Here is a 25,547-nt window from a genome sequence, read left to right as displayed (position 1 = left end):
ATGCCGGGCGACAACCTGAAGTTCGAGGTCGAGCTGATCGCGCCGATCGCCATGGAAGAGAAGCTGCGCTTCGCCATCCGTGAAGGCGGCCGCACCGTCGGCGCCGGCGTCGTGTCGAAAATCATCGAGTAAAGGCAGGCTGGCGGGGGCGACCCCGCCACCCCAGCCCGAGGGCAGAGATATGCAAGGTCAAACCATTCGCATCCGGCTGAAGGCCTTCGATTACCGCGTGCTCGACAGCAGCACCCAGGAAATCGTCAACACGGCCAAGCGGACCGGCGCGCAAGTGCGCGGGCCGATCCCGCTGCCGAACAAGATCGAGAAGTTCACGGTTCTGCGTGGTCCGCACATCGACAAGAAGTCGCGCGACCAGTGGGAGATCCGGACGCACAAGCGTCTTCTCGATATCGTAGACCCGACCCCGCAGACCGTGGACGCGCTGATGAAGCTCGATCTCGCGGCCGGCGTGGATGTCGAGATCAAGGTTTAAGGGGGCATGACCGAGATGCGCTCTGGAGTTATCGCAAAGAAGCTGGGCATGACCCGGCTGTTCATGGAGGACGGTCGCCAGGTTCCGGTCACCGTTCTTCAACTTGACACCCTGCAGGTCGTCGCGCAGCGCACCGCCGAGAAGGATGGCTACACCGCCGTCCAGCTGGGCGCGGGCACCGCGAAGGCCAAGCGGACCTCTGCCGCCCTGCGCGGCCACTTCGCCAAGGCGAACGTGGCGCCGAAGCGCAAGGTGACCGAATTCCGCGTCTCCCCCGAGAACCTGATCGGGGTGGGCGAGGAAATCACCGCCGACCACTACTTCGAGGGTCAGTTCGTGGATATCGCGGGCACCTCGATCGGTAAGGGTTTCGCCGGTGCGATGAAGCGGCACAACTTCGGCGGTCTGCGCGCCTCGCACGGCGTGTCGATCAGCCACCGCTCGCATGGCTCGACCGGCCAGTGCCAGGACCCCGGCAAGGTGTTCAAGGGCAAGAAGATGGCCGGCCACATGGGCGCCGCGCGCGTGACCACGCAGAACCTGCAGGTCGTGCGCACCGATGCCGACCGCGGCCTGATCATGGTCAAGGGCGCGGTTCCCGGCTCGAAAGGTGGCTGGGTCACGATCAAGGACGCGGTCAAGAAGCCGGTCCCCGACAACGTGATCCTGCCGGCCGCGCTGAAATCCGCCGCGGAAGCCGCGCACAAGGCCGCTGAAGAGGCTGCCGCCGCTGCCGCCGCCGAAGCCGAAGCCGAGGCCAAGCGCCTGGCCGAGGAGCAGGCCGCGCAGGAAGCCGCCGCCATGAAGGAGGCCGAGGCCTCGATCGAGGCGGAGAAGGCCGAGGGCGAAGGCGACGCGTCTGATGGAGAGAAAGAATGAAACTCGATGTGATCAAGCTCGATGCCGGCAAGGCGGGTTCGATCGATCTCTCCGACGAGATCTTCGGGCTCGAGCCGCGCGCCGACATCCTGCATCGCGTGGTGCGCTGGCAGCGGGCGAAGGCCCAGGCCGGCACCCATTCGGTGCTGGGTCGGTCCGAGGTCAGCTATTCGACCAAGAAGATCTATCGCCAGAAGGGCACCGGCGGCGCACGCCACGGTTCCAAGAAGGCGCCGATCTTCCGTCACGGTGGCGTCTACAAGGGGCCGACGCCCCGCAGCCATGCCCATGACCTGCCCAAGAAGTTCCGCGTCCTCGGTCTGAAGCATGCGCTTTCGGCCAAGGCCAAGGCGGGTGAGCTTGTGGTTCTGGATGCGGCCGAGATGGCCGAAGCCAAGACCGCGATCCTTGCCAAGGCCGCGAAGGAGCTGGGCTGGAAGCGGGTTCTCGTCATCGACGGCGCCGAAGTGAACGAGAACTTCGCCCGTGCCGCGCAGAACCTCGAAGGGGTGGACGTGCTGCCGTCGATGGGCGCCAATGTCTATGACATCCTCAAGCGTGACACGCTGGTGCTCACGAAGGCGGGTGTCGAAGCTCTGGAGGCTCGTCTGAAATGAGCACGAAACCCGAACATTACGATGTGATCCGCAAGCCCGTGATCACCGAGAAGGCGACCATGGCCTCGGAGGCCAACGCGGTTGTCTTCCAGGTGGCGCCGGACGCGACCAAGCCGCAGATCAAGGATGCGGTCGAGGCGCTCTTCGGTGTCAAGGTGAAGGCGGTGAACACGACCATCACCAAGGGCAAGACCAAGCGCTTCCGGGGCATCCCGGGCCGGCGCTCGGACGTGAAGAAGGCCTATGTCACGCTCGAGGAAGGAAATACCATCGACGTGACCACCGGCCTCTGATAGAAGGCCGCGAATCTTTCGGCCCCGGGTTCGCCTCGGGGCCGGTGATTTTTCAAGCTCGGGGACCTTCGGGGCCCTATACCAACCATAGGCGGGCCGTTCCGAAACGGACCCCGCCGCAAGCAGACGGAAGACAGGAAGCATGGCACTCAAGTCGTACAAACCGACGACGCCTGGCCAGCGCGGGCTGGTACTGATCGACCGTTCGGAGCTTTGGAAAGGACGCCCCGTCAAAGCCCTCACCGAGGGTCTGACGAAGAACGGCGGCCGGAACAACACCGGACGGATCACGATGCGCCGCAAGGGCGGTGGGGCGAAGCGCCTCTATCGCATCGTCGATTTCAAGCGTCGCAAGATGGATGTTTCGGCCACGGTCGAGCGCATCGAATATGACCCGAACCGCACCGCCTTCATCGCGCTGATCCGCTACGAGGACGGCGAGCAGGCCTATATCCTGGCGCCGCAGCGCCTGGCCGTGGGCGACAAGGTGATCGCGGGCGCGAAGACCGACGTGAAGCCCGGCAACGCGATGCCGTTCTCGGGCATGCCGATCGGCACGATCGTGCACAACGTGGAACTGAAGCCCGGCAAGGGCGGCCAGATCGCGCGTTCGGCCGGCACCTACGCCCAGTTCGTGGGCCGCGACGGTGGCTATGCCCAGATCCGCCTGTCGTCGGGCGAATTGCGCATGGTGCGTCAGGAATGCATGGCCACCATCGGCGCCGTGTCGAACCCCGACCATTCGAACCAGAACCTCGGCAAGGCCGGCCGCAACCGCCACAAGGGCATCCGTCCGTCGGTGCGCGGTGTCGCGATGAACCCGATCGATCACCCGCATGGTGGTGGTGAGGGCCGGACCTCGGGCGGCCGCACGCCGGTCACCCCCTGGGGCAAGGACACCAAGGGTAAGAGAACCCGCTCGAACAAGACGACGGACAAGTACATCGTCCGCTCGCGTCACGCACGGAAGGGTCGCTAACATATGGCACGCTCTGTTTGGAAAGGCCCCTTCGTCGACGCTTACGTCCTCAAGAAGGCCGAAAAGTCCCGGGAATCGGGGCGCAACGAAGTCATCAAGATCTGGTCGCGCCGTTCGACCATTCTGCCCCAGTTCGTGGGCCTGACGTTCGGCGTCTACAACGGGCACAAGCACATCCCGGTGAACGTGTCCGAGGACATGATCGGCCAGAAGTTCGGTGAATACTCGCCGACGCGGACCTATTACGGTCACGCGGCCGACAAGAAAGCCAAGAGGAAATAAGCGTCATGGGTAAGGAAAACAATCCGCGCCGCGTGGCCGAGAACGAGGCGATGGCGAAGACCCGCATGTTGCGGACCTCGCCTCAGAAGCTGAACCTCGTGGCAGCCATGATCCGGGGCAAGAAGGTGGAAACGGCGCTGGCCGATCTGACCTTCTCGAAAAAGCGCATCGCCGGCGACGTGAAGAAATGCCTTCAGTCGGCCATTGCGAATGCCGAGAACAACCACGGGCTCGACGTTGACGAGCTGGTGGTCGCCGAAGCCTGGGTCGGCAAGAACCTGATCATGAAGCGCGGCCGTCCGCGGGCGCGTGGCCGGTTCGGCAAGATCATCAAGCCGTTTTCCGAGCTGACCATCAAGGTTCGGCAAGTCGAGGAGCAAGCGTAATGGGTCAGAAGGTCAATCCGATCGGTATGCGCCTCCAGGTCAACCGTACCTGGGACAGCCGCTGGTTCGCCGACAAGAAGGAATACGGCGATCTGCTTCTCGAAGACCTGAAGATGCGCGAGTTCATCTTCAAGGAGGTCAAGCAGGCCGGCGTCAGCCGCGTCATCATCGAGCGCCCGCACAAGAAGTGCCGCGTGACGATCCACACCGCGCGCCCGGGCGTGATCATCGGCAAGAAGGGCGCCGATATCGAAACCCTGCGCAAGAAGCTGGCGAATTTCACCGACAGCGAGCTGCACCTCAACATCGTCGAGGTCCGCAAGCCCGAGTTGGACGCCCAGCTGGTGGCGGAATCGATCGCCCAGCAGCTTGAGCGCCGGGTGTCGTTCCGCCGCGCGATGAAGCGCTCGGTTCAGAACGCGATGCGCATGGGGGCCCTGGGCATCCGTGTGAACGTCGCCGGTCGTCTCGGCGGTGCCGAGATCGCCCGGACCGAATGGTATCGCGAGGGCCGGGTGCCGCTGCACACGCTGCGCGCCGACATCGACTACGCGACGGCCGAGGGTGTGACGCCCTACGGGATCATCGGGATCAAGGTCTGGATCTTCAAAGGCGAGATCATGGAGCACGACCCGCAGGCCCGCGATCGCCGCAATCAGGAGCTTCAGGAAAGCGGCGGCGCCTCGCGTCCGCAGCGTCGCTGAGCGGAACTGAAGGAGACGCATTATGCTTCAACCGAAACGCACGAAGTTCCGCAAGCAGCACAAGGGCCGCATCCACGGCGAGGCGAAGGGCGGGTTCAATCTCGACTTCGGCTCCTACGGCCTGAAGGCGGTTCAGCCGGAACGTATCACCGCCCGTCAGATCGAGGCCGCGCGCCGCGCCCTGACCCGTCACATGAAGCGTCAGGGCCGGGTCTGGATCCGGATCTTCCCGGACGTTCCGGTGACCTCGAAGCCCACCGAAGTGCGGATGGGTAAGGGTAAGGGCTCGGTCGATTTCTGGGCCGCCAAGGTCAAGCCCGGCCGGATCATGTTCGAGATCGACGGTGTCAACGACGTCGTCGCGCGCGAGGCTCTGCGCCTGGCCGCGATGAAGCTGCCGATCAAGACCCGCGTGGTCGCCCGCGAGGACTGGTAAGTCCTCCGCACGAGCGGATCGAAAAAAAGGCCCCCGCCGAGCGATCGGTGGGGGCCTTTTCGCTCTCGGGGCCGAGCCCGGGGGTCTCGCGTTCCCCGGGGCGCCGCGATTGCCTCCCCTCGGTGTAGGGTGCTCTCACCCCGACCCAGTGCGATATTTCCACCTGAAAGAAGAAGACCCTCATTGCTTTCATTGTTCGGCAAATACGCCGGGGGTGCAGGGGGCAGAGCCCCCGCCAGCGACCAGAGCAAGGAAAGCAGGGGAATACCGCGACTGTAAGGCGATTTCCGCCGGCGCGGGGTTGCCAGACCGCCCCAACCCGCCTATAGGAGCGACTTCTGCAAGACCTCCATCAGAATCGGGGTCACCCAATGGGGCCCTCTGGTGATGTTGAAAGGAAAAATTGGCGATGAACGCCCAAGACCTGCGTGACAAGACGCCGGACCAGCTGCGCGATCAGCTGACCGTCCTGAAGAAAGAGGCCTTCAACCTGCGCTTCCAGCAGGCGACCGGCCAGCTCGAGAACACCGCCCGGATGCGCGTTGTGCGTCGTGACGTGGCGCGGGTTCAGACCGTGCTCAACCAAAAAGCCGCTGAAGCGGCGGCGAAGTAAGGAGCCCGATCCATGCCCAAACGCATCCTGCAAGGCACCGTCACCTCGGACAAGAACGACCAGACGATCACCGTCCTGGTCGAGCGCCGCTTCACCCATCCGATGATGAAGAAGACGGTCCGGAAGACGAAGAAATACCGCGCCCATGACGCGGAAAACCAGTTCAAGACCGGCGACATCGTTCGCATCGAAGAATGTGCGCCGATCTCGAAAACCAAGCGCTGGCGGGTCGTGACCGAAGCTTCGGCTTAAGTCTACGCCTGCCAGTCTGATCGAAACCCTGGGGACCCGAAAACAGGTGGGACCCAAAGGTCGGGAGAAACCTAAATGATCCAGATGCAGACCAATCTGGATGTCGCTGACAACTCCGGCGCTCGCCGGGTGCAGTGCATCAAGGTCCTGGGTGGCTCGCACCGGCGCTACGCGTCGGTCGGCGACATCATCGTGGTGTCGGTGAAGGAAGCCATTCCGCGGGGCCGCGTCAAGAAAGGCGACGTGCGTAAAGCCGTCGTCGTGCGCACCGCCAAGGAAGTTCGCCGCGAAGATGGCACCGCCATCCGCTTCGACCGCAACGCGGCCGTGATCCTGAACAACCAGAACGAGCCGGTCGGAACCCGTATCTTCGGGCCGGTCGTGCGCGAGTTGCGGGCGAAGAACTTCATGAAGATCATCTCGCTGGCGCCGGAGGTGCTGTGATGGCTGCGAAGCTGAAGAAAGGCGACCAGGTCGTCGTCCTTGCCGGCAAGGACAAGGGCAAGAAAGGCGCGATCAGCCGCGTGCTGCCGCAACAGAACAAGGCCGTGGTCGAGGGCGTCAACATCGCCATCCGCCACACCAAGCAAAGCCAGTCCGCGCAGGGCGGTCGCATCCCGCAGGCGATGCCGATCGATCTGTCGAACCTGGCGCTCGTGGATGCGAACGGCAAGGCCACCCGCGTCGGCTTCCGCATGGATGGCGACCAGAAGGTGCGCTACGCCAAGACCACCGGGGAGGCGATCTGATGTTGGATACCGCGAACTACACCCCGCGCCTGAAGGCGGCCTTTCGCGACAAGATCCGTGCCGCGCTGAAGGAAGAGTTCGGCTACCGGAACGACATGCAGATCCCCAGGCTCGAGAAGATCGTGCTGAACATGGGCGTCGGCGAGGCCGTGAAGGACACCAAGAAGGTCAAGGGCGCCCAGGAAGAGCTGTCGCTGATCGCCGGCCAGAAGGCCGTGGTGACCAAGGCGAAGAAGTCGATCGCCGGCTTCCGCGTCCGCGAGGACATGCCGCTGGGCACCAAGGTGACGCTGCGCGGCGACCGGATGTACGAATTCCTCGACCGCCTGATCACCATCGCGCTGCCGCGCGTGCGCGACTTCCGCGGCGTGAAGGGGTCCTCGTTCGATGGCCGCGGCAACTATGCCATGGGCCTGAAAGAGCACATCGTGTTCCCCGAGATCGATTTCGACAAGGTCGACGAGATCCTGGGGATGGACATCATCATCTGCACCACCGCGAAGACCGACGCGGAAGCGAAGGCGCTGTTGAAGCATTTCAACATGCCGTTCAACAGCTGACGCGGGAGGAAGAGAGATATGGCGAAGAAATCTATGGTCGAACGCGAACTGAAGCGCCAGCGCCTGGTCAAGCAATTTGCTGCCAAGCGTGCGCGCCTGAAAGAGATCGCGACCAATCAGGATCTGCCGATGGAAGAGCGCTTCAAGGCGCGTCTGAAGCTGGCCGAACTGCCCCGCAACTCGTCGCCCACCCGGCTGCACAACCGGTGCGAGCTGACGGGCCGTCCGCATGCGTATTATCGCAAGCTCAAACTCTCGCGGATCATGCTGCGTGACTTGGCCTCGTTCGGCCAGATCCCGGGCATGGTGAAGTCGAGCTGGTAAGGAGAGCACGATGTCTGTGAACGATCCTATCGGCGATATGCTGACCCGCATCCGCAACGCCTCGATGCGCGGCAAGTCGACCGTTTCGACCCCGGCGTCGAAACTGCGCGCCTGGGTGCTCGACGTGCTGGAAAACGAGGGCTACATCCGCGGCTACGAGCGCAAGGATACCGCGAATGGCCAGGGCGAGCTGATCATCAGCCTGAAGTATTTCGAGGGCGCCTCGGCGATCCGCGAACTCAAGCGCGTGTCGAAGCCCGGCCGCCGCGTCTATGCCGCCGCGAAAGAGCTTCCGAGCGTTCGCAACGGGCTGGGCGTGTCGATCGTCTCGACGCCGAAGGGCGTGATGTCGGATGCCAACGCGCGTTCGGCGAACGTCGGCGGCGAAGTGCTCTGCACCGTGTTCTAAGGAGGTCTGGATGTCTCGTATTGGGAAAAAACCGGTCGAGCTGCCCAAGGGGGTGACTGCCACCCTCTCCGGCCAGACCGTCGAAGTGAAGGGGCCCAAGGGCACCCGCAGCTTCACCGCCACCGACGACGTGACGATCACGATCGACGGCGACGCGGTGAAGGTGGATCCGCGCGGCTCTTCGAAGCGCGCCCGTGCCCAGTGGGGCATGAGCCGGTCGATGGTGGCCAACCTGGTCCAGGGCGTTACCGAGGGTTTCAAGAAAGAGCTTGAGATCAACGGCGTCGGCTACCGCGCGCAGGCTCAGGGCCAGATCCTGAAACTGTCGCTGGGCTACAGCCACGAGGTGAACTTCGAGGTCCCCGCCGGGGTCACGGTGAGCACCCCGAAGCAGACCGAGATCGTTGTGGAAGGTACCGACCAGCAGCTTGTGGGTCAGGTCGCGGCGAATATCCGCGAATGGCGCGGCCCCGAGCCCTACAAGGGCAAGGGCATCAAGTACAAGGACGAATACATCTTCCGCAAGGAAGGCAAACGGTAAGGGGCGCGATCATGGCGAACACCAAACGACAGCTGTTCCTCAAGCGCCGTCTGCGCGTGCGGAACAAATTGCGGGCGATGGCCAATGGCCGCGCACGGCTTTCCGTGCACCGCTCGTCCAAGAACCTCAGCGTCCAGCTGATCGACGACGTGAACGGCCGCACGCTGGCGGCCGCCTCGACGCTCGAGAAGGATCTGGGCGTGCTCGGCAAGAACAACGTCGAAGCGGCGGCCAAGGTCGGCGCGGCGATTGCCGAGCGGGCCAAGAAGGCGGGCGTCGAGGAATGCTACTTCGACCGCGGGGGCTTCCTGTTCCACGGCAAGATCAAGGCGCTGGCCGACGCCGCTCGCGAAGGCGGGCTGAAGTTCTGAGAGAGGTGGGGGGCGTTCGCGCCCTCCCGATGATCCGGGCCCCGGGGGCAAGTTCCGGGGCACCAGGATTGGACCAAACGGCGCGGCTGAGGCGCCACCAAGCAAGGAATGCCTGATGGCAGAACGTGACAACCGCCGGGACCGCCGCGATCGCGACGAAAACCCGGAATTCGCCGATCGTCTGGTGGCGATCAACCGCGTGTCGAAAACCGTGAAGGGTGGTAAGCGCTTCGGCTTTGCCGCGCTTGTGGTGGTCGGCGACCAGCGTGGCCGTGTCGGCTTTGGCAAGGGCAAGGCCAAGGAAGTGCCGGAAGCGATCCGCAAGGCGACCGAGCAGGCGAAGCGCTCGATGATCCGCGTGCCGCTGCGCGAGGGCCGCACCCTGCATCACGACATCGAGGGCCGCCATGGCGCGGGCCGCGTGGTGATGCGCACGGCCGTTCCCGGTACCGGGATCATCGCCGGTGGTCCGATGCGCGCCGTGTTCGAGATGCTGGGCCTGCAGGATGTTGTGGCGAAGTCGCTGGGGTCGCAAAACCCCTACAACATGATCCGCGCCACGATCGACGGCCTGAAGAAGGAAGCCTCCCCCCGGATGATCGCGCAGCGCCGCGGCAAGAAGGTGGGCGACATCCTGAAGAAGGACGAGGCGCCCGCGGCGGCCGAGCCCGAAGCCGCCCCGGCCGAAGCGTAAGGAGAGCGGACAATGGCAAAGACGATCGTCGTCAAGCAGGTGGGTTCGCCCATCCGCCGCCCGGCCATCCAGCGCGACACGCTGAAGGGTTTGGGACTGAACAAGATGAACCGCACGCGCGAGCTGGAGGATACGCCTTCGGTGCGCGGCATGGTCGCGAAGATCTCGCACCTGGTGGAGATCATCGAAGAGCGCGGCTGAGGCTGGTTCTGACCTGAGAGATTGAAGCGCCCCGGTCCGATGGATCGGGGCGTTTTCTAATTGGCCTTGTGCAATCAGAAGTCCACTCGATCGCCCGACAATCTCTTGAACTCCTTCAGAAAAAGCGCGCATTCGCGCCGAGCGTCTTCGTTGCCGATGGTGGCCGCGACTCGCAGAAATGATAGCACGCCTCGGTAGACATAGTTCCACATGTCATGCTCATGATCCTTCCGAAACGGATTGTTTGGCGACGGTGCGGTGACGAAAAAACTGCTTTCTGGGTCATACATTTCCATGACCTGGCTTGATGCTGCGTGTACGTAGCCGGACAATGTGAAGTGTATGGCCAGCGCATTGTTCGATACTTCGAAGGGGTTATCTCCTGTCCCAACGTAGCTAGCCAAGTAGTTGATAATCTTCCTTCGGGAGGGAGCGCTCCGGCCCTTCACTCTCTGACCTTCTTCCAGACTTTCCAAAGCGATTTCCTCTGCAAAAAACGCGTCCAAATAGTCTGTGAGAAGGCGCGGCGCCGGGTGCTGTCGCGACGCGTGCGCCAAGAACGTTACATCTTCCTCAATGTCGTGAAGCATTCTGCAGAGCGCGATCTGTTCCTGGAAGAGGCCTTGCTCCAACAGCAGAAAGGTGGCTCTTAGCCCCGATATGACGCGAGCGAGTTGCTGAATCATCGCTTGGTCGGGGCGCTTTTCGACAAATCGGAACGTCGTCAGTCCCTTCTGGTCGATACGTTGGGGAGGTGGGATGCTTCGGCAAAGCGCTTGGTGCTGTCGATCCATCCAGTCGAACGTTCGTTCGTAGAGAGCTTTCATCTCATTCTCCCAAGCGCTTCCGCCAGGGTATCTGGGGTACTCCCCTTGATCCAAGACATACTTCAGCTTATACGCCCCCGGTCGGGTCTTCCCGACTCACATGAACCAAAAAACGCCGTGGTCGGCCGCTCCCGTCGCTGGGGGCCGCATCCGGCAAGGAGAAGCGACATGAAACTGAACGAACTTCACGACAACGAGGGTGCGACCCACCGTCGCAAGCGCGTCGCCCGCGGCCCCGGTTCGGGCAAGGGCAAGACCGCCGGGCGCGGTATCAAGGGTCAGAAATCGCGCTCGGGCGTGGCCATCAACGGCTATGAGGGCGGCCAGATGCCGCTTTACCGGCGCCTGCCGAAGCGCGGCTTTTCCAAGCCGAACCGCAAGACCTTCGGCGTGGTGAACCTGGGCCTGATCCAGAAATTCATCGACGCCGGCAAGCTGGATATCAAAGCGCAGATCACCGAGGACGCGCTGGTCGCGGCCGGCCTGACCAACCACAAGCGCGACGGCATCCGCGTGCTGGCCAAGGGCGAGATCACCGCGAAGATCGACCTGGCCGTGACCGGCGCATCGAAGACCGCAGTCGAGGCGATCGAGAAGGCCGGCGGCAAGGTCACGCTTTCGGTAGCGGCGGCGGCTGAAGCGGCCCCGGCAGAATAAGAGGTTGTGAGCGGGCCCGATCCCGCTTACATCGTCTTCCAAGGATTTCCTGCGCCGCCGACCGGAAACCCGGGCTGGCGGCGCTGTGATGAAAGAGATCAAGCATGGCATCTGCTGCAGAGCAAATGGCGGCGAACCTCAGTTGGGGCGCCCTGGGCAAGGCCACCGACCTTCGCCAACGGATTCTGTTCACCCTCGGTCTGCTGATCGTCTATCGGCTGGGCACCTATATCCCGGTCCCCGGCATCGACGGCGCGGCCCTGCGCGACTTCATGGAGAAGGCGAGCCAGGGCGTCGGCGGCATGCTGGCAATGTTCACCGGCGGCGCGCTGACCCGGATGGGCGTCTTCGCGTTGGGGATCATGCCCTACATCACTGCCTCGATCATCGTGCAGTTGCTGGTGACCATGGTTCCGTCCTGGACCGCGCTGAAGAAAGAGGGCCAGCAGGGCCAGAAGAAGATCAACCAGTACACCCGCTACGGCACGGTGGGGCTGGCCACCTTCCAGGCCTGGGGCATCGCCAAAAGCCTTGAACTGGGCCATCTGGCGCAGAACCCGGGCTATTTTTTCCAGATCTCGGTGGTCATCACCCTGGTCGGCGGCACCATGTTCCTGATGTGGCTGGGCGAGCAGATCACCAGCCGCGGCATCGGCAACGGCATTTCGTTGATCATCTTCGTCGGCATCATCGCCGAGGTTCCCGCCGCGCTGGCGCGCTTCCTCAGCCAGGGCCGCGAGGGGGTGGTCTCGCCCGCGGTGATCGTGGGCGTCCTGATCATGGTGGTGGTGACGATCGCGTTCGTGGTGTTCATGGAGCGGGCGCTGCGAAAGCTGCATATCCAATATCCACGTCGCCAGGTCGGGATGAAGATCTACGATGGCGGTTCGTCCCACCTGCCTATCAAGGTGAACCCCGCCGGCGTCATCCCCGCGATCTTCGCCTCGTCGCTGCTTCTGCTGCCGACCACGATCTCTACCTTCTCGGGCAGCCAGACGGGGCCGGTCATGGCGACCATCCTGGCCTATTTCGGTCCCGGCCAGCCGCTGTATCTGGCGTTCTTCACCGCGATGATCGTGTTCTTCACCTATTTCTACACCCATAACGTCGCCTTCAAGGTTGACGACGTGGCGGACAACCTCAAAAGCCAGAACGGCTTTGTGCCGGGCATCCGGCCGGGCAAGAAGACCGAGGAATACCTGGAATACGTCGTGAACCGGATCCTCGTGCTTGGCTCGGCCTATCTTGCACTTGTCGGCCTGCTTCCGGAGATTTTGCGCAACCAGTTCTCCATTCCGTTCTACTTCGGCGGCACCTCGGTGCTGATCGTGGTTTCGGTGGCGATGGATACCGTCAGCCAGGTGCAGTCGCATCTGCTTGCGCATCAATACGAAGGACTGCTTGAGCGTTCGCAGCTGCGCGGCAAGAAGCGCACGGGCGCGACCAAGAAGAAGGCTCCTTCGCGCCGATGACCAATCTCATTCTTCTTGGACCGCCGGGCGCCGGCAAGGGCACCCAGGCGAAGCGTCTCGTCGATCAGCGCGGCATGGTGCAGCTGTCTACCGGGGATATGCTGCGCGAAGCCATGGCAAGCGGATCGGAACTGGGCCGGCGGGTCAAGGACGTGATGGCGCGGGGCGATCTGGTCTCTGACGATATCGTGATCGGGCTGATCGGTGAGAAGCTGGAAGCGGGGGGCGAGGGCGGCTTTATCTTCGACGGCTTCCCGCGGACGTTGGCGCAAGCGGATGCCTTGGCCGCGGCGCTGGCGGCGGCGGGGCAGGGCCTGGACGCTGTGATCGAGATGCGCGTGGACGACGCGGCATTGGCCGAGCGGATCACCGGGCGCTACACCTGCGGCAATTGCGGCGCCGTCTATCATGACAAGACGCGGCCGACGAAGGTCGAAGGCGTCTGCGACGAATGCGGATCGACCGACCTGCGCCGCCGGCCGGATGACACCGAAGAAGCACTGCGCAACCGGCTGATGGAATATTACAAGAAAACCTCGACGCTGATCGGCTATTACTACGCCAAGGGTCAGCTTTCGGTCGTGGACGGGCTGGCCCCGATCGAGGAAGTCGGCGCCGCGATCGACGCGGTGCTGGACGTCGATTGACCGGTGGATCCCACGACCGGGACCGCGCGCGCACTGCCTGCCGTTTCGGGATGCGGGACTTGCGTGATGTTCACCATCACTTTCGTTCCGCGGTCTTGACGTTCGGGTGAAAACCCCTTAGGTCACGGCGTCCCGCTTGGGAATCATCTTGACATGCAAGGTGACATCAACCGGCCCGAAGCCGCGCGTTTCGGGCCTCGATCGTGAAAAAAGGTTCTGGGGTTACGGAACCGCGTCGAAAGGAAAGAACTTGGCTCGTATCGCTGGCGTCAATATTCCGACGGGGAAGCGCGTCCCCATCGCGCTTACCTATATCCACGGCATCGGTCACCACGCCGCCGAAGAGATCTGCAAGGCGGTCAACATCGACCTGACCCGCCGTGTGAACGAACTTTCGGATGCCGAGGTTCTGGCCATCCGCGAACATATCGACGCGAACCTGACGGTCGAAGGCGATCTGCGCCGCGAAGTCGCGACCAACATCAAGCGTCTGATGGACCTGGGCTGCTACCGTGGTCTGCGCCATCGCCGCAACCTGCCCGTGCGCGGTCAGCGCACCCACACCAATGCCCGCACGCGCAAAGGCCCCGCGAAGGCCATTGCCGGCAAGAAGAAGTAAGGGGAGGCAGGAAAGATGGCTCGTGACAAGCGCGCACCGAAGCGCAAGGAACGCAAGAACATCGCCGCTGGCGTGGCGCATGTGAACAGTTCGTTCAACAACACCAAGATCCTGATCTCGGATGTGCAGGGCAACGCGATCTCGTGGTCGTCGGCCGGCACGATGGGCTTCAAGGGCTCGCGCAAGTCGACGCCCTATGCCGCCCAGATGGCCGCCGAAGATGCCGGCCGCAAGGCGCAGGAACATGGCGTGAAGACGCTGGAAGTCGAAGTGCAGGGGCCCGGCGGTGGCCGCGAATCGGCGCTGCGCGCGCTGGCCGCGGTCGGCCTGACCATCACTTCGATCCGCGATGTCACGCCGCTGGCGCACAACGGCTGCCGCCCGCCGAAGCGTCGCCGCGTCTGATCCGGAAGATTTTTCCCCGGGCCGTGCCTTGGTGGCGCGGTCCGGGTTCGTCATTACTGATCCTCGGGCGTCCGCCGCTTTCGGTCATGAGCAGCGGACAAGAATGGAGGCGACACGCATGATCCACAAGAACTGGCAGGAATTGATCAAGCCGACCCAGCTGGACGTCAAGCCGGGGGCCGATGCCAGCCGTCAGGCGACGGTCGTGGCCGAACCGCTGGAACGCGGCTTCGGTCTGACGCTCGGCAACGCGCTGCGCCGGGTGCTGATGTCCTCGCTGCAGGGCGCCGCGATCACCAGCGTTCAGATCGACAACGTCCTGCATGAATTCTCCTCGGTCGCTGGCGTGCGCGAGGATGTCACCGACATCGTGCTGAACCTCAAGGGTGTCGCGCTGCGCATGGATGTCGAGGGGCCGAAGCGGCTGTCGATCTCGTCCAAGGGGCCCGGCGTCGTCACCGCCGGCGACATTTCGGAATCGAGCGGGATCGAGGTTCTGAACAAGGATCATGTGATCTGCCATCTCGACGACGGCGCCGATCTGTTCATGGAACTGACCGTGAATACCGGCAAGGGCTATGTCGCGGCCGACAAGAACCGCCCCGAGGACGCGCCCATCGGCCTGATCCCGATCGACGCGATCTATTCGCCGGTGAGGAAGGTCAGCTACGAGGTCACGCCGACCCGCGAGGGCCAGGTGCTGGACTATGACAAGCTGACGCTGAAGGTGGAAACCGACGGCTCGCTGACCCCGGATGACGCGGTGGCCTATGCCGCGCGCATCCTGCAAGATCAGCTGTCGATTTTCGTGAACTTCGAAGAGCCCGAGCAAGCCGGGCGCGGCGCCGAGGATGACGGGCTGGAGTTCAACCCGCTGCTGCTGAAGAAGGTCGACGAGCTGGAGCTGTCGGTGCGTTCGGCGAACTGCCTGAAGAACGACAACATCGTCTATATCGGCGACCTGATCCAGAAGACCGAAGCCGAGATGCTGCGCACCCCGAACTTCGGCCGCAAGTCTCTGAACGAGATCAAGGAAGTGCTTTCGGGCATGGGCCTGCACCTTGGCATGGATGTCGAGGACTGGCCGCCGGAGAACATCGAGGATCTGGCGAAGCGGTTCGAAGACCAGTTCTGAGGTCCGCGTTTCGCGAAGATTGGCGGCGGGTCCTTCGGGGCCCGCCGTTTTCTTTCGGCCCCAACGTTTTCTTAACCACGCGGGGCTAGAACGGGGCCGAAGGAACGAGGCCCGCGATGATCGTCAGCGACCGTTGGATCTGGCTGCACATGCCAAAATGTGCGGGCACCGCGACCGAACAGCTGCTGCAGCGCGCGTTCGGTGCCGACCCTGCGGTGCGGTTTGATCCGGTCGGGCCGGACCAGCCGGTGATCTGGCATGAAAGCCTTGCCGAAAGGGCGGCGCGGGTGCCCGGCTTCGCGGCGGACGGACGCGCGGTGATCGCCAATATCCGCCGCCTGCCACTGTGGTTGCTGTCACGGGTGCATTTCGAGGTTCAGCGCTATGGCGCCCCGGCCGTCGTCGACCGCGAGGTGCTGTGTTCGGGGCGCTTCCGGCCAGTTCCCAAAGGCGTTGTGAAGCCCCTGCGCCGCGCGGATGACGAAATCGCCCGCTTCGCCGACGGCGTGACCCATTGGCTGCGTTGCGAGCATCTGGCGCAGGATATGGAAGCGGCTTTCGCAATCCCGATCCCGCCGCGCGACGCACGTGCGCGCGTCAACGCGACGACGCTGAACTACATCAAGGATCCGGCCTTCTGGTTCACCCAGGCGGAGGTGGACGCGCTATATGCGGCCAATCCGCTATGGGCGGGGATCGAGGCGGAATGCTACGGCGGACTGCTGCGATTGTCCGGCGACTGACGCGCGGGTGCGCTGCTGCCCCCGCAAAGACAGGGTTTACAAGGCCCTGATCGCAGTCTACAGAGCAGCGTCCCATCAACGGGATGGGCCCTCGGGCCCCAAGGGGTGCGGTCCTCTACGCAAGGACCGCCGGACAAAGTAAAACGCTAGGAGAAGACACATGCGTCACGCCCGCGGCTATCGCCGCCTTAACCGCACGCACGAACATCGCAAGGCACTGTTCGCCAACATGGCCGGCTCGTTGATCGAGCATGAGCAGATCAAGACGACTTTGCCGAAAGCCAAGGAACTGCGCCCGGTTGTCGAAAAATTGATCACCCTCGCCAAGCGCGGCGATCTGCATGCGCGCCGCCAGGCGGCGTCGCAACTGAAGCAGGACGCCTATGTCGCGAAACTGTTCGAGGTGCTCGGCCCTCGCTACAAGGAGCGCCAGGGCGGTTATCTGCGCGTCCTGAAGGCCGGTTTCCGGTACGGCGACATGGCGCCGATGGCGATTATCGAATTCGTCGATCGCGACCCCGCTGCGAAGGGCGCCGCCGACAAGGCCCGCGTCGCCGCCGAGGACGACGCCGAGGACTGAGCCCCGTGTAGGGGTGTTCCCCCTATGAAATGAGGGACCACAGGCCTATTTTCGGCCCGTCGCGCGTGGTGCGGCGGGCCATTCTATTTGCATCGTGTTTTCCGCACCGGGGGTTCTGGACGCTGACGAGGGCCGGTTGATCGCGGCCTGGTCGGCTGGAACCCTGCCTGCATCGGTTCAGTCGCCCCTGGCAACCGGCCCAAAACTGGGCGTGCGCGGCTTGTCTGCATCACGACCGCCCCGGGATGGCCGGCGCGGTCGTGATGCAGACAAGCCGCTTTAGATGCGTTACCACCGCATCTTTCATGCGGTGGTCTGGCGGTGGACGAATCTCCAATCTAAGGTTGACGCAGAATCGTTCAACCTGTCCAAAAAGACATGTCCAACCAGCTAGAGATCGACAGGCAAATACGGAAGCTCGGGCCGATGGCTCCGATGGGCTATTCCATCGGCTTGCATATCCGGTTCTCGGCGCCGCTGATGATGTTCCAGGGCTATGATCAAAGCTGGCTGGATCACTACACCGAAAACGGATTCGTCCTGCGCGATCCTATGGTCGCATGGGGGTTCTCGGCGACCGGTTGGATCCGCTGGAGCGACGAAAGGGTGCCCGATCCCTTCGGCATTCTGGGAGAGGCCGAGCAGTTCGGACTGCGCTACGGGGTGACCATCTCCTGCGGGCCGATCAAGTCGCGCACCATCGCCAGCTTTGCCAGGGCGGACCGGGAATACACCAATGAAGAGGCCGGGCTCATCGAGCCGATCGTCAACCAGTTGCATGTGTTGACCGAGCCTCCGGAAGAGCTGACCAAGGCGCAGGTCGAGGCCCTGCGCTGCATCGCGGGCGGGCTTCGGCACGCGGCGGCGGCCGACAAGCTGGGGATTTCGGAAAGCGCTCTCAAAGCGCGGATTTCCTCGGCACGCGACCGCCTGATGGCCAGGACCACGGCAGAGGCAATTCAAAGGGCAAAAGACAGCCGACTTATCTGACGCGAACCGACCCCCCGGTTTTCGTGTATCCTAGTTGCTGCAGGCAGGAGGCTAACATGCAGACGACGACACTATCTTTCGCCAATTTGCACAATCATGGCGAGCTATTCGCGAACATGCTGCGCGCGCGGCGCGAGCTGTTCATCGTTCACAACAAATGGAACCTGCCCGAGGCGATGGGCATGGAATACGACCAATACGATACGCCGGCCAGCCGCTGGGTCGTGGTGCACGACGAATACGGTCAGGTCCTGGCCGGTAACCGGCTGACCCCGACAACCACCAAATGCGGGATCTACAGCTACATGATCCGCGACGCGCAGCGTGGCCTGCTGGAAACGATCCCCTCGAACCTGCTTTACGACGAGGCGCCGGTGTCGGACGAGATCTGGGAAAGCTCGCGGCTGTTCGTGGCGCATGACGTGCCGGCCTCGATCCGGCGTCAGGTGCATGCGCGGCTGATCACCGAAATCGGCGTGTCGTCCCGGCAGATGGGCGCCAGCAAATGCCTGACGCTTCTGGCGGCCACCTGGCCGCGCTGGTCGAAGCGCGTGAATGTCGACATGAAGGCCATGGGCCCGGTGATGGAGATCGAGGGCATCGCCAACCAGGTCGTCGAGATGGATTTCAGCGCCCAACTGCACTGAGCCTCAGCGCGTGCGGGCAAGGGGCGGTGTGTCTGCGGCCAGGTTCCCGAGCGCGCCCTTCAAATCGCGCCGAACCGGTGGCAAAAGGCCAGCGCCAAAGAGGGAGGTCCCTGATGAAAGCGCTTGCAACCTTGCTTGCCGTCCTGCTGATCGGCGGGGCGGCGATGGCAGGGACGACGGTTCCGACCAGCCGCGCGCAGGTCACGCTGTCTTTCGTCCCGATCGTGAAAGAGGCCACGCCCGCGGTCGTCAATATCTACGCCAAGACGGTAGTGCGACAGCAAAGCCCCTTCGCCGGTGATCCCTTCTTCGGAGAGCTGTTTCGCCAGCTCGGCCCCGGCCAGCCGCGGGTCGAGAATTCCTTGGGTTCGGGGGTGATCCTGTCGCCCGACGGGCTGGTGGTGTCGAACTACCACGTCGTTGGCCGGGCCACCCAGATCCGGGTGGCGCTGAACGACCGGCGCGAATTCAGGGCGCATGTGATTCTGGCGGACAAGCGGCTGGACCTTGCGGTGCTGAAGCTTGATGGAGCGCATGGCCTGCCTTCGCTGCCGCTGCGCAACTCCGACACGGTCCAGGTGGGCGAACTGGTGCTGGCGATCGGCAATCCGTTCGGCATCGGGCAGACGGTTTCGAACGGGATCATCTCGGGGCTGGCGCGTTCGGGCGTGTCGCTGGGGGGGCGCGGCTATTTCATCCAGACCGATGCGGCGATCAATCCGGGAAATTCGGGCGGCGCGCTGGTCGACATGTCGGGTCGGCTGGTGGGGATCAACTCGTCGATCCTGACGCGATCCGGCGGGTCGAACGGCATTGGCTTCGCGATCCCGTCGAATCTGGTGGCGCAATTCCTGAAGCAGGCCGAGGCGGGTGCGAAGCGGTTTCAGCGCCCCTGGGCGGGGGTGAAGGCACAGACCGTCACGGCGTCGCTGGCCGACAGCCTGGGGCTGGATCGTCCCGAAGGGGTGCTGGTATCGGGGCTTGCGCCGGCCAGCCCCTTCGCCAAGGCAGGGCTGAAGCGCGGCGACATCATCCTGACGGTGGGCGGCGAACCCGTCGACAGCCCCGAAGAGATGCTGTTTCGGATGACCACCCTCGGCATCGGTACCCAAACGCAGGTGGGCTTTCTGCGTCGCGGCACCAAGGCGACCGCCACGCTTTCGCTGATCGCGGCACCAGAGACGCCGCCGCGCGACGCGCTGACGATCACCTCGGATCAGAACGTCTTCGACGGGCTGGCATTGTCGCGCATCAATCCGGCGGTGATCGAAGAGATGGGCCTACCGGAAACCGCCAAGGGGGTCGTGGTGACCGCGACGCATGGCTCTTCGGGCCAGACCGGGCTGAAGCCGGGCGATGTGATCCTGGGCATCAACGGCCGCGCGGTCCATACGCCCGCCGGCGTGCGGCGCGCCGGGCAGGATATGCGCAACTACTGGCGTCTGCTGATCGTGCGCGGCGGTCAGCGCATCCGCCTGCAATTCAGCCTGTAGCCGCCGCCGTCCTTCCGCTTGCGCCGCATGGGTCCCCGTCTTGCCTCCCCCCTCGTCTTCCCCTGCGCGGCCGGGTAATCTGGCACGCATGAGTGACCTGTTCGACAAGCTGCCCGGGGATGAGCCCACGCCACAGGCCCCGCGCCCGCTGGCCGACCGCCTGCGTCCCCGCGCGCTGGCCGAGGTGATCGGCCAGGACCATGTGCTTGCGCCCGAGGGGCCGCTGGGCGCGATGCTGGCCGCGCACAGCCTGTCGTCGCTGATCCTGTGGGGGCCGCCCGGCGTGGGCAAGACCACCATCGCCCGGCTTCTGGCCGACGAGACAGAGATGACCTTCGTCCAGATCAGCGCGATCTTCACCGGGGTGCCGGAGCTGCGCAAGGTGTTCGAGGCGGCAAAGCTGCGGCGCCGCAACGGCCAGAGCACGCTGCTGTTCGTGGACGAGATCCACCGTTTCAACAAGGCCCAGCAGGACGGCTTTCTGCCGCATATGGAGGACGGCACGATCCTTTTGGTCGGGGCCACCACAGAAAACCCCAGTTTTGAGCTGAACGCCGCCCTTCTGAGCCGCGCGCAGGTCATCGTGCTGGAGCGCCTGGATCTGGCCGATCTGGAACGCCTGGCGCAGCGCGCCGAGAAGGATCTGGGCCGCGCCCTGCCGCTGACCGGCGATGCCCGCGACGCGCTGCTGGAAATGGCCGATGGCGACGGGCGCGCGCTTTTGAACCTGATCGAGCAGGTGACGGCCTGGAAGGTCGCCAAGCCGCTCGACCGTGCCGCGCTGGCGCAGCGGCTGATGCGGCGCGCGGCGAAATACGACAAGTCCGGCGACGAGCATTACAACCTGATCTCGGCGCTGCACAAATCGGTGCGGGGGTCCGACCCGGACGCGGCGCTCTATTGGTTCGGGCGGATGCTGGAGGGCGGCGAGGATCCGCGCTATCTGGCGCGCCGCATCACCCGCATGGCGGTAGAGGACATCGGGCTGGCCGATCCGCAGGCGCAGACCCATTGCCTGCACGCCTGGGAACTTTATGAACGCCTCGGCAGCCCGGAGGGCGAGTTGGCGCTGGCGCAGGCGGTGATCTACCTGGCGCTCGCGCCGAAATCGAATGCGGGCTACATGGCCTACAAGGCGGCGCGGGCGGCGGCGCAGAAAACCGGATCGCAGATGCCGCCCAAGCACATCCTGAACGCGCCGACGGGGATGATGCAGGATCAGGGCTATGGTGCGGGCTATGCCTATGATCACGACGCCGAGGATGGCTTTTCGGGGCAGAACTACTTCCCCGAGGGCATGAAGCGCCCTGTGTTTTACGCCCCGCCCGAAAGGGGCTATGAACGCGAGTTGAAGAAGCGAGTCGAGTATTTCGCCAAGCTTCGCGCGAAGCGGCAGGGCGGCTGAGGCCCGCGCGCACAGGCAAGGGAAGCGCCTATATGTTGACGACGGTTTTACAGGTCGCCCTGGGTGGCGCGATCGGGGCTTCGGGCCGCTATCTGCTGGGGGTGGCGATCGGCCACAACATCCACAACAGCCCGATCCCGCTGGGCGTTCTGGCGGCGAATATCATCGGCTCCTTCCTGATGGGGGCGTTGGTGGTGTTCCTAGGCCAGAAGGGGCTGACCCATTGGAACGCCTTCCTCGCCACCGGGGTACTGGGCGGCTTCACCACCTTCTCGTCGTTCTCGCTGGAATCATGGCGGCTGATCGACACCGGGCGCTATGAGCTGGCGATCACCTATATCATGCTTTCGCTCGTGCTGTCGCTGATCGCGCTGATGGGCGGCGTGGTGATCATGCGGGGGATGCTGACGGCATGAGCGAGGTCAAACAGCTGACGGTTTCAGCCGACGAGGGCGAGCAGCGGCTTGACCGATGGCTGAAGCGGCGGTTTCCGCAGATCACGCAGGGCCAGGTGGAAAAGATGTGCCGCACGGGCCAGGTGCGGGTGGATGGCGGCCGGGTGAAGGCCAATGCCCGCGTCGCCCCGGGGCAAAGCGTGCGCGTGCCGCCGCTGCCCGGTGCCGATGCGCCCAAACCCGCGAAGGCGGCCGGCGTCAGCGACGCGGACGCCGGGATGATCCAGGCCGCGGTGCTTTACCGCGACGACCATATCATCGTGCTGAACAAGCCCCCGGGCCTGCCCAGCCAGGGCGGCAGCGGCCAAGGCAACCGCCATGTCGATGGGCTGGCCGAGGCGCTGAAATTCGGCCGCTCCGAGAAACCCGCGCTGGTGCACCGGCTGGACAAGGACACCTCGGGCGTGCTGCTGCTGGCGCGTGCGCCGCGCATCGCCCGGGCGCTGTCCGAGGCCTTCCGCCACCGCGATACGCGCAAGATCTACTGGGCCGCTGTCGCCGGCGTGCCGCACCCGAAGATGGGCACCATCCGCTACGGTCTGGTGAAGGCGCCGGGCCGGGGTCGCGGCGGCGAGGGCGAAAAGATGCGTTGCGTGATGCCCGATCAGGTCGCCGCGACCGAGGGCGCCAAGCGCGCCACCACCGATTACGCGGTGCTTGACGCGCTGGCCACGCGGGCGGCCTGGATGGCGCTGGTGCCGATCACCGGGCGCACGCATCAGCTGCGCGCCCATATGGCCGAGATCGGCCACCCGATCGTCGGCGACGGCAAATACGGAGGCTCGGGGCAAGAAAACCTGGGCGACGGCTGGGGCGCCCAGCTGGGCGGCGAGATCAGCCGCAAGCTGCATCTCCATGCCCGCTCGCTGACCATCACCCATCCGATCACCAAGCGGCAGATGACCTTCACCGCGCCGCTGCCCGACCACATGAAGCGCACCTGGAAGACGCTCGGCTGGCATGAGAACGACGTCCCCGCCGACCCCTTCGCGGAGGAAGAATGACCGCGGTTCCGTCCACCGATCTGCGCCTTGTCGTCTTCGATGTCGACGGAACACTGGTGGACAGCCAGCATGAAATCGTGGCCTCGATGCGCGCCGCCTTCAACATGCTGGGCCGCCCCGCGCCCGACCGCGAGACGATGCTGTCGGTCGTGGGCCTGTCGCTGCCGCAGGCGATGGCCGCCCTCGCGCCGGAGGTGACGAAGGACGAACTGCGCGACCTTGTCGACCGCTACCGCGCCAGTTGGGTGAGCGGGCGGACGGCCGCGCCGCTGTTTCCGGGCGCGCTTGCGGCGCTCGACGCGCTTTCGGCGCACGATGAGGTCTTGCTGGCGGTCGCGACCGGCAAGTCCCGGCGCGGGCTGGAAAAGCTGCTGACCGCCCATGACCTGGGAAGGCGGTTCGTGTCGCTTCAGGTGGCCGACGATCACCCGTCGAAGCCACATCCCTCGATGCTGATGGCGGCGCTGGCCGAGACCGGGGTCGAGGCGCATCGCGCGGTGATGGTGGGGGACACGGAATTCGACATGCAGATGGGCCGCGCCGCGGGGCTGGCGACGATCGGTGTCACCTGGGGCTATCACCCGCGTGAGCGGCTGGCGGGGGCTGACGTGCTGATCGACGATTTCGCCCTGCTCGGGGACGCGCTGGAACGGATCTGGAGGGCGTGATGGCCGAATGGGCGCCGAAACGGTTCTGGAAAGAGGCCGCCGTGGCCGACCTGCCGGAAGGCTTCGCGGTGCGCCTCGATGGCCGCCCGGTCCGCACGCCCGGCAAGGCTCCGTTGTCGGTGCCGACGCGGGCCCTGGCCCATGCGATCGCGGCGGAATGGGACGCCCAGGCAGAGCGCGTCGAGCCCGAGACCATGCCCTACACCCGCGCCGCGAACGCCGCGATCGACAAGGTCACCCCGCGCTTCGACGATGTCGCCCGGATGCTTGCCGATTACGCCGATGCCGATCTTCTGTGCTACCGCGCCGAAAGCCCCGAGGCTCTGGTCGCGCGCCAGGCCGCGGGCTGGGATCCGCTGCTGGACTGGGCGGACAAGGCGCTGGGGGCGCGGCTTGTTCCCGTCTCGGGGGTGATGCATGTGCCGCAGCCGGGCGAAAGCCTGCGCGCGCTGGGCAAGCGCGTCTTCGCGCTGACACCGTTCGAATTGACGGCACTTCACGACATGGTCACGATCTCAGGCTCGCTCGTGATCGGTCTGGCCGCGATCCAAGGACACCGCGAGATCGCCGATCTCTGGGAGGTCAGTCGAATCGACGAGGTCTGGCAGGAAGAGGCCTGGGGCATCGACGAAGAGGCCATGGAGCGCACAGAGAACAGGCGTAAGGCCTTTCATCATGCGGCAAATTTTCACGCCATGCTGCAGCGCCGCGTCTGACCTGCCGCCAATCCGTTAATACTAAAGCGACAATGCGACCCGGCCGCCTTGCCGCGCGCGGATGGGATTGGGTCCGTTTCGGACAGATTGCTTGACCTCGTCTTGGCAATTTGAACAAACTGGCTTTCACGAAGGGTCACGAACCCTTGAGTGCATGTCGGCTGAGAGGCCGATCAAAGGCCGCATTATGGAGCGGCGCAGCAGGAAGAGGTAACAATGAAGAAATCCGTAATCCTTGGCGTGGCGGGGGCTGCCAGCCTTGCGGCTGGCATGGCCACCGCGGGCACCCTGGACGAGGTCAAGCAGCGCGGCGAGTTGAACTGTGGCGTGACCACCGGCCTCGCGGGCTTTGCGGCGCCTGACGCGAACGGGGTTTGGCAGGGCTTCGACGTCGATTACTGCCGCGCGGTCGCGGCGGCCGTTCTGGGCGACCCGACCAAGGTGAAGTTCGTTCCGACCACCGGCCAGACCCGCTTTACCGCGCTTGCCTCGGGCGAGGTGGACATGCTGGCGCGCAACACCACCTGGACCTTCTCGCGCGATGTCGACCTGAAGTTCACCTTCGTCGGGATCAACTACTATGATGGCCAGGGCTTCATGGTTCCGAAGTCGCTTGGCGTGTCCTCCGCGAAGGAGCTTGATGGCGCCACCGTCTGCATCCAGACCGGCACCACGACCGAGCTGAACTTGGCCGACTACTTCAAGGCCAATAACATGAAGTACGAGCCGGTCCCGATCGAGACCAACGCCGAGGCCCAGCAGCAATTCCTGGCCGGCGCCTGCGACGTCTACACCACCGACCGTTCGGGTCTGGCCGCCACCCGCGCGACCTTCGCCAAGCCGGACGATTATGTGGTTCTGCCCGAGGTGATCTCGAAAGAGCCGCTGGGGCCGCTGGTGCGCCAGGGCGACGATCAGTGGGCCGACGTGGTGCGCTGGGTTTCGAACGCATTGGTCGAGGCCGAAGATCTGGGCATCACCTCCGCCAATATCGAGGAACTGTCGAAGGGTACCAACAACCCCGAGATCAACCGCATCCTCGGCACCGACGGCGGGCTGGGCAAGATGCTGGGGCTTGACGACGCCTGGGCCAAGCGCGCGATCGCCGCGAACGGCAACTACGGCGAGATCTTCGCCGCGAATCTGGGCGAATCGACCCCGATCGGGCTGGCCCGCGGCCTGAACGCGCTGTGGACCCACGGCGGGTTGCAGTATTCGCCGCCGTTCCGCTAATAGGCAGACACTTGGAGGGGCGCGCCGTGGCGCGCCCCTCCTTTAGCTAGCGAACAGGCTGACCAACCGCA

General features: G+C 64.4%; 39 protein-coding genes. 38 read left to right on the top strand and 1 reads right to left on the bottom strand.

From position 1 onward, the window contains the following. The 21 genes from BLV97_RS18580 to rpmD all read left to right on the top strand — a co-directional run. A partial coding sequence (locus BLV97_RS18580; RefSeq protein WP_483063685.1) for an EF-Tu C-terminal domain-related protein occupies positions 1 to 132 on the top strand: 132 nt, incomplete at its 5' end. Positions 133 to 181: 49 nt separating this feature from the next. Further along, entirely contained in the window at positions 182 to 490 is a 309-nt protein-coding gene (gene rpsJ / locus BLV97_RS18575; RefSeq protein WP_035839223.1) for a 30S ribosomal protein S10, read from the top strand. A gap of 15 nt (positions 491 to 505) precedes the next feature. Beyond that, positions 506 to 1,369, top strand: coding sequence for a 50S ribosomal protein L3 (gene rplC / locus BLV97_RS18570; RefSeq protein WP_051645893.1), 864 nt, complete (start codon positions 506 to 508; stop codon positions 1,367 to 1,369). Further along, complete coding sequence (gene rplD / locus BLV97_RS18565; protein ID WP_035839229.1) at positions 1,366 to 1,986, top strand: 50S ribosomal protein L4; 621 nt, start codon at positions 1,366 to 1,368, stop codon at positions 1,984 to 1,986. Before rplC ends, rplD begins: the two co-directional genes overlap by 4 nt. Then, positions 1,983 to 2,279: a 50S ribosomal protein L23 gene (locus tag BLV97_RS18560; RefSeq protein ID WP_035839232.1), complete on the top strand. Its 297-nt coding sequence runs from the start codon at positions 1,983 to 1,985 to the stop codon at positions 2,277 to 2,279. The genes rplD and BLV97_RS18560 overlap by 4 nt, the downstream gene beginning before the upstream one ends. Positions 2,280 to 2,421: 142 nt before the next feature. Beyond that, positions 2,422 to 3,258 carry a 50S ribosomal protein L2 gene (rplB, locus tag BLV97_RS18555; RefSeq protein ID WP_035839235.1) on the top strand — a complete coding sequence of 279 codons (837 nt, stop codon included), beginning with the start codon at positions 2,422 to 2,424 and terminating at the stop codon, positions 3,256 to 3,258. A gap of 3 nt (positions 3,259 to 3,261) precedes the next feature. Beyond that, a complete protein-coding gene (gene rpsS, locus BLV97_RS18550) occupies positions 3,262 to 3,540 on the top strand; it encodes a 30S ribosomal protein S19 (RefSeq protein ID WP_035839238.1) in 279 nt (92 codons plus the stop codon). 5 nt (positions 3,541 to 3,545) lie between these two features. Beyond that, positions 3,546 to 3,926 carry a 50S ribosomal protein L22 gene (gene rplV / locus BLV97_RS18545; protein WP_035839240.1) on the top strand — a complete coding sequence of 127 codons (381 nt, stop codon included), beginning with the start codon at positions 3,546 to 3,548 and terminating at the stop codon, positions 3,924 to 3,926. After that, entirely contained in the window at positions 3,926 to 4,630 is a 705-nt protein-coding gene (gene rpsC / locus BLV97_RS18540) for a 30S ribosomal protein S3 (protein WP_035839242.1), read from the top strand. The genes rplV and rpsC overlap by 1 nt, the downstream gene beginning before the upstream one ends. Before the next feature lie 22 nt (positions 4,631 to 4,652). After that, the gene (gene rplP, locus BLV97_RS18535; RefSeq protein WP_035839244.1) at positions 4,653 to 5,066 is read left to right on the top strand and encodes a 50S ribosomal protein L16; all 414 of its coding nucleotides are present in this window, start codon (positions 4,653 to 4,655) and stop codon (positions 5,064 to 5,066) included. Between the two features lie 409 nt (positions 5,067 to 5,475). Next, entirely contained in the window at positions 5,476 to 5,679 is a 204-nt protein-coding gene (rpmC, locus tag BLV97_RS18530; protein ID WP_035839247.1) for a 50S ribosomal protein L29, read from the top strand. 12 nt (positions 5,680 to 5,691) lie between these two features. Beyond that, complete coding sequence (rpsQ, locus tag BLV97_RS18525) at positions 5,692 to 5,931, top strand: 30S ribosomal protein S17 (protein ID WP_035839251.1); 240 nt, start codon at positions 5,692 to 5,694, stop codon at positions 5,929 to 5,931. A 75-nt stretch (positions 5,932 to 6,006) separates the two neighbouring features. Then, complete coding sequence (gene rplN, locus BLV97_RS18520) at positions 6,007 to 6,375, top strand: 50S ribosomal protein L14 (protein WP_035839254.1); 369 nt, start codon at positions 6,007 to 6,009, stop codon at positions 6,373 to 6,375. Continuing rightward, complete coding sequence (gene rplX / locus BLV97_RS18515; protein ID WP_035839257.1) at positions 6,375 to 6,680, top strand: 50S ribosomal protein L24; 306 nt, start codon at positions 6,375 to 6,377, stop codon at positions 6,678 to 6,680. The genes rplN and rplX overlap by 1 nt, the downstream gene beginning before the upstream one ends. Further along, a complete protein-coding gene (gene rplE, locus BLV97_RS18510) occupies positions 6,680 to 7,240 on the top strand; it encodes a 50S ribosomal protein L5 (protein WP_035839260.1) in 561 nt (186 codons plus the stop codon). The genes rplX and rplE overlap by 1 nt, the downstream gene beginning before the upstream one ends. A gap of 18 nt (positions 7,241 to 7,258) precedes the next feature. Then, the gene (gene rpsN / locus BLV97_RS18505) at positions 7,259 to 7,564 is read left to right on the top strand and encodes a 30S ribosomal protein S14 (RefSeq protein ID WP_035839263.1); all 306 of its coding nucleotides are present in this window, start codon (positions 7,259 to 7,261) and stop codon (positions 7,562 to 7,564) included. Positions 7,565 to 7,574: 10 nt separating this feature from the next. After that, a complete protein-coding gene (gene rpsH / locus BLV97_RS18500; protein ID WP_035839266.1) occupies positions 7,575 to 7,973 on the top strand; it encodes a 30S ribosomal protein S8 in 399 nt (132 codons plus the stop codon). Between the two features lie 10 nt (positions 7,974 to 7,983). After that, entirely contained in the window at positions 7,984 to 8,514 is a 531-nt protein-coding gene (gene rplF, locus BLV97_RS18495) for a 50S ribosomal protein L6 (RefSeq protein WP_035839268.1), read from the top strand. 11 nt (positions 8,515 to 8,525) lie between these two features. Next, positions 8,526 to 8,885 (top strand): 50S ribosomal protein L18, encoded by a 360-nt coding sequence (gene rplR / locus BLV97_RS18490; RefSeq protein ID WP_035839270.1) that lies wholly within the window; start codon positions 8,526 to 8,528, stop codon positions 8,883 to 8,885. A gap of 115 nt (positions 8,886 to 9,000) precedes the next feature. Beyond that, on the top strand, positions 9,001 to 9,579 hold the full coding sequence (gene rpsE / locus BLV97_RS18485; RefSeq protein WP_035839274.1) for a 30S ribosomal protein S5: 579 nt from the start codon (positions 9,001 to 9,003) through the stop codon (positions 9,577 to 9,579). Between the two features lie 12 nt (positions 9,580 to 9,591). Further along, complete coding sequence (rpmD, locus tag BLV97_RS18480) at positions 9,592 to 9,780, top strand: 50S ribosomal protein L30 (protein WP_035839276.1); 189 nt, start codon at positions 9,592 to 9,594, stop codon at positions 9,778 to 9,780. 74 nt (positions 9,781 to 9,854) lie between these two features. Here the strand turns inward: rpmD and BLV97_RS18475 are convergent, their stop codons facing one another. Next, on the bottom strand, positions 9,855 to 10,607 hold the full coding sequence (locus BLV97_RS18475; RefSeq protein ID WP_035839279.1) for a hypothetical protein: 753 nt from the start codon (positions 10,605 to 10,607) through the stop codon (positions 9,855 to 9,857). A 168-nt stretch (positions 10,608 to 10,775) separates the two neighbouring features. Here BLV97_RS18475 and rplO point away from each other — a divergent pair, with 168 nt between their 5' ends. The 17 genes from rplO (at position 10,776) to BLV97_RS18390 (ending at position 25,476) form a co-directional block, all read left to right on the top strand. Next, positions 10,776 to 11,264, top strand: coding sequence for a 50S ribosomal protein L15 (gene rplO / locus BLV97_RS18470; RefSeq protein ID WP_035839289.1), 489 nt, complete (start codon positions 10,776 to 10,778; stop codon positions 11,262 to 11,264). A gap of 104 nt (positions 11,265 to 11,368) precedes the next feature. Beyond that, entirely contained in the window at positions 11,369 to 12,736 is a 1,368-nt protein-coding gene (gene secY, locus BLV97_RS18465) for a preprotein translocase subunit SecY (RefSeq protein WP_035839292.1), read from the top strand. Beyond that, complete coding sequence (locus tag BLV97_RS18460) at positions 12,733 to 13,383, top strand: adenylate kinase (protein ID WP_035839295.1); 651 nt, start codon at positions 12,733 to 12,735, stop codon at positions 13,381 to 13,383. Before secY ends, BLV97_RS18460 begins: the two co-directional genes overlap by 4 nt. Positions 13,384 to 13,633: 250 nt before the next feature. Then, on the top strand, positions 13,634 to 14,002 hold the full coding sequence (gene rpsM / locus BLV97_RS18455; RefSeq protein ID WP_035839297.1) for a 30S ribosomal protein S13: 369 nt from the start codon (positions 13,634 to 13,636) through the stop codon (positions 14,000 to 14,002). Between the two features lie 15 nt (positions 14,003 to 14,017). Next, positions 14,018 to 14,407: a 30S ribosomal protein S11 gene (gene rpsK / locus BLV97_RS18450; protein WP_035839300.1), complete on the top strand. Its 390-nt coding sequence runs from the start codon at positions 14,018 to 14,020 to the stop codon at positions 14,405 to 14,407. A gap of 118 nt (positions 14,408 to 14,525) precedes the next feature. After that, positions 14,526 to 15,542: a DNA-directed RNA polymerase subunit alpha gene (locus tag BLV97_RS18445; protein WP_092164187.1), complete on the top strand. Its 1,017-nt coding sequence runs from the start codon at positions 14,526 to 14,528 to the stop codon at positions 15,540 to 15,542. Positions 15,543 to 15,658: 116 nt separating this feature from the next. Further along, the gene (locus BLV97_RS18440; protein WP_035839313.1) at positions 15,659 to 16,285 is read left to right on the top strand and encodes a hypothetical protein; all 627 of its coding nucleotides are present in this window, start codon (positions 15,659 to 15,661) and stop codon (positions 16,283 to 16,285) included. Positions 16,286 to 16,445: 160 nt separating this feature from the next. Then, entirely contained in the window at positions 16,446 to 16,865 is a 420-nt protein-coding gene (gene rplQ, locus BLV97_RS18435; protein ID WP_035839315.1) for a 50S ribosomal protein L17, read from the top strand. 378 nt (positions 16,866 to 17,243) lie between these two features. After that, on the top strand, positions 17,244 to 17,855 hold the full coding sequence (locus BLV97_RS18430; protein ID WP_035839317.1) for a helix-turn-helix transcriptional regulator: 612 nt from the start codon (positions 17,244 to 17,246) through the stop codon (positions 17,853 to 17,855). A 56-nt stretch (positions 17,856 to 17,911) separates the two neighbouring features. Next, positions 17,912 to 18,502 (top strand): acyl-homoserine-lactone synthase, encoded by a 591-nt coding sequence (locus tag BLV97_RS18425; protein ID WP_035839320.1) that lies wholly within the window; start codon positions 17,912 to 17,914, stop codon positions 18,500 to 18,502. 113 nt (positions 18,503 to 18,615) lie between these two features. Further along, positions 18,616 to 19,995 carry a Do family serine endopeptidase gene (locus BLV97_RS18420; RefSeq protein ID WP_035839323.1) on the top strand — a complete coding sequence of 460 codons (1,380 nt, stop codon included), beginning with the start codon at positions 18,616 to 18,618 and terminating at the stop codon, positions 19,993 to 19,995. An 88-nt stretch (positions 19,996 to 20,083) separates the two neighbouring features. Beyond that, entirely contained in the window at positions 20,084 to 21,400 is a 1,317-nt protein-coding gene (locus BLV97_RS18415; RefSeq protein ID WP_035839325.1) for a replication-associated recombination protein A, read from the top strand. 32 nt (positions 21,401 to 21,432) lie between these two features. Then, positions 21,433 to 21,816, top strand: a complete 384-nt coding sequence (gene crcB, locus BLV97_RS18410) for a fluoride efflux transporter CrcB (protein WP_035839328.1) — start codon at positions 21,433 to 21,435, stop codon at positions 21,814 to 21,816. Continuing rightward, positions 21,813 to 22,859: an RluA family pseudouridine synthase gene (locus BLV97_RS18405; protein ID WP_035839330.1), complete on the top strand. Its 1,047-nt coding sequence runs from the start codon at positions 21,813 to 21,815 to the stop codon at positions 22,857 to 22,859. Before crcB ends, BLV97_RS18405 begins: the two co-directional genes overlap by 4 nt. Beyond that, entirely contained in the window at positions 22,856 to 23,527 is a 672-nt protein-coding gene (locus BLV97_RS18400; RefSeq protein ID WP_035839333.1) for an HAD-IA family hydrolase, read from the top strand. Before BLV97_RS18405 ends, BLV97_RS18400 begins: the two co-directional genes overlap by 4 nt. Next, entirely contained in the window at positions 23,527 to 24,243 is a 717-nt protein-coding gene (locus BLV97_RS18395) for an ATP12 family chaperone protein (protein ID WP_035839336.1), read from the top strand. Before BLV97_RS18400 ends, BLV97_RS18395 begins: the two co-directional genes overlap by 1 nt. Positions 24,244 to 24,459: 216 nt before the next feature. Further along, positions 24,460 to 25,476, top strand: coding sequence for an amino acid ABC transporter substrate-binding protein (locus tag BLV97_RS18390; protein ID WP_035839339.1), 1,017 nt, complete (start codon positions 24,460 to 24,462; stop codon positions 25,474 to 25,476). Positions 25,477 to 25,547 lie beyond the last annotated feature (71 nt).

The organism is Allgaiera indica, from assembly GCF_900106675.1.
Classification (GTDB): Bacteria; Pseudomonadota; Alphaproteobacteria; order Rhodobacterales; family Rhodobacteraceae; genus Acidimangrovimonas; species Acidimangrovimonas indica.
Note: the sequence above shows the minus strand (reverse complement) of the source record. Positions and strands in the feature narration are given on the sequence as shown.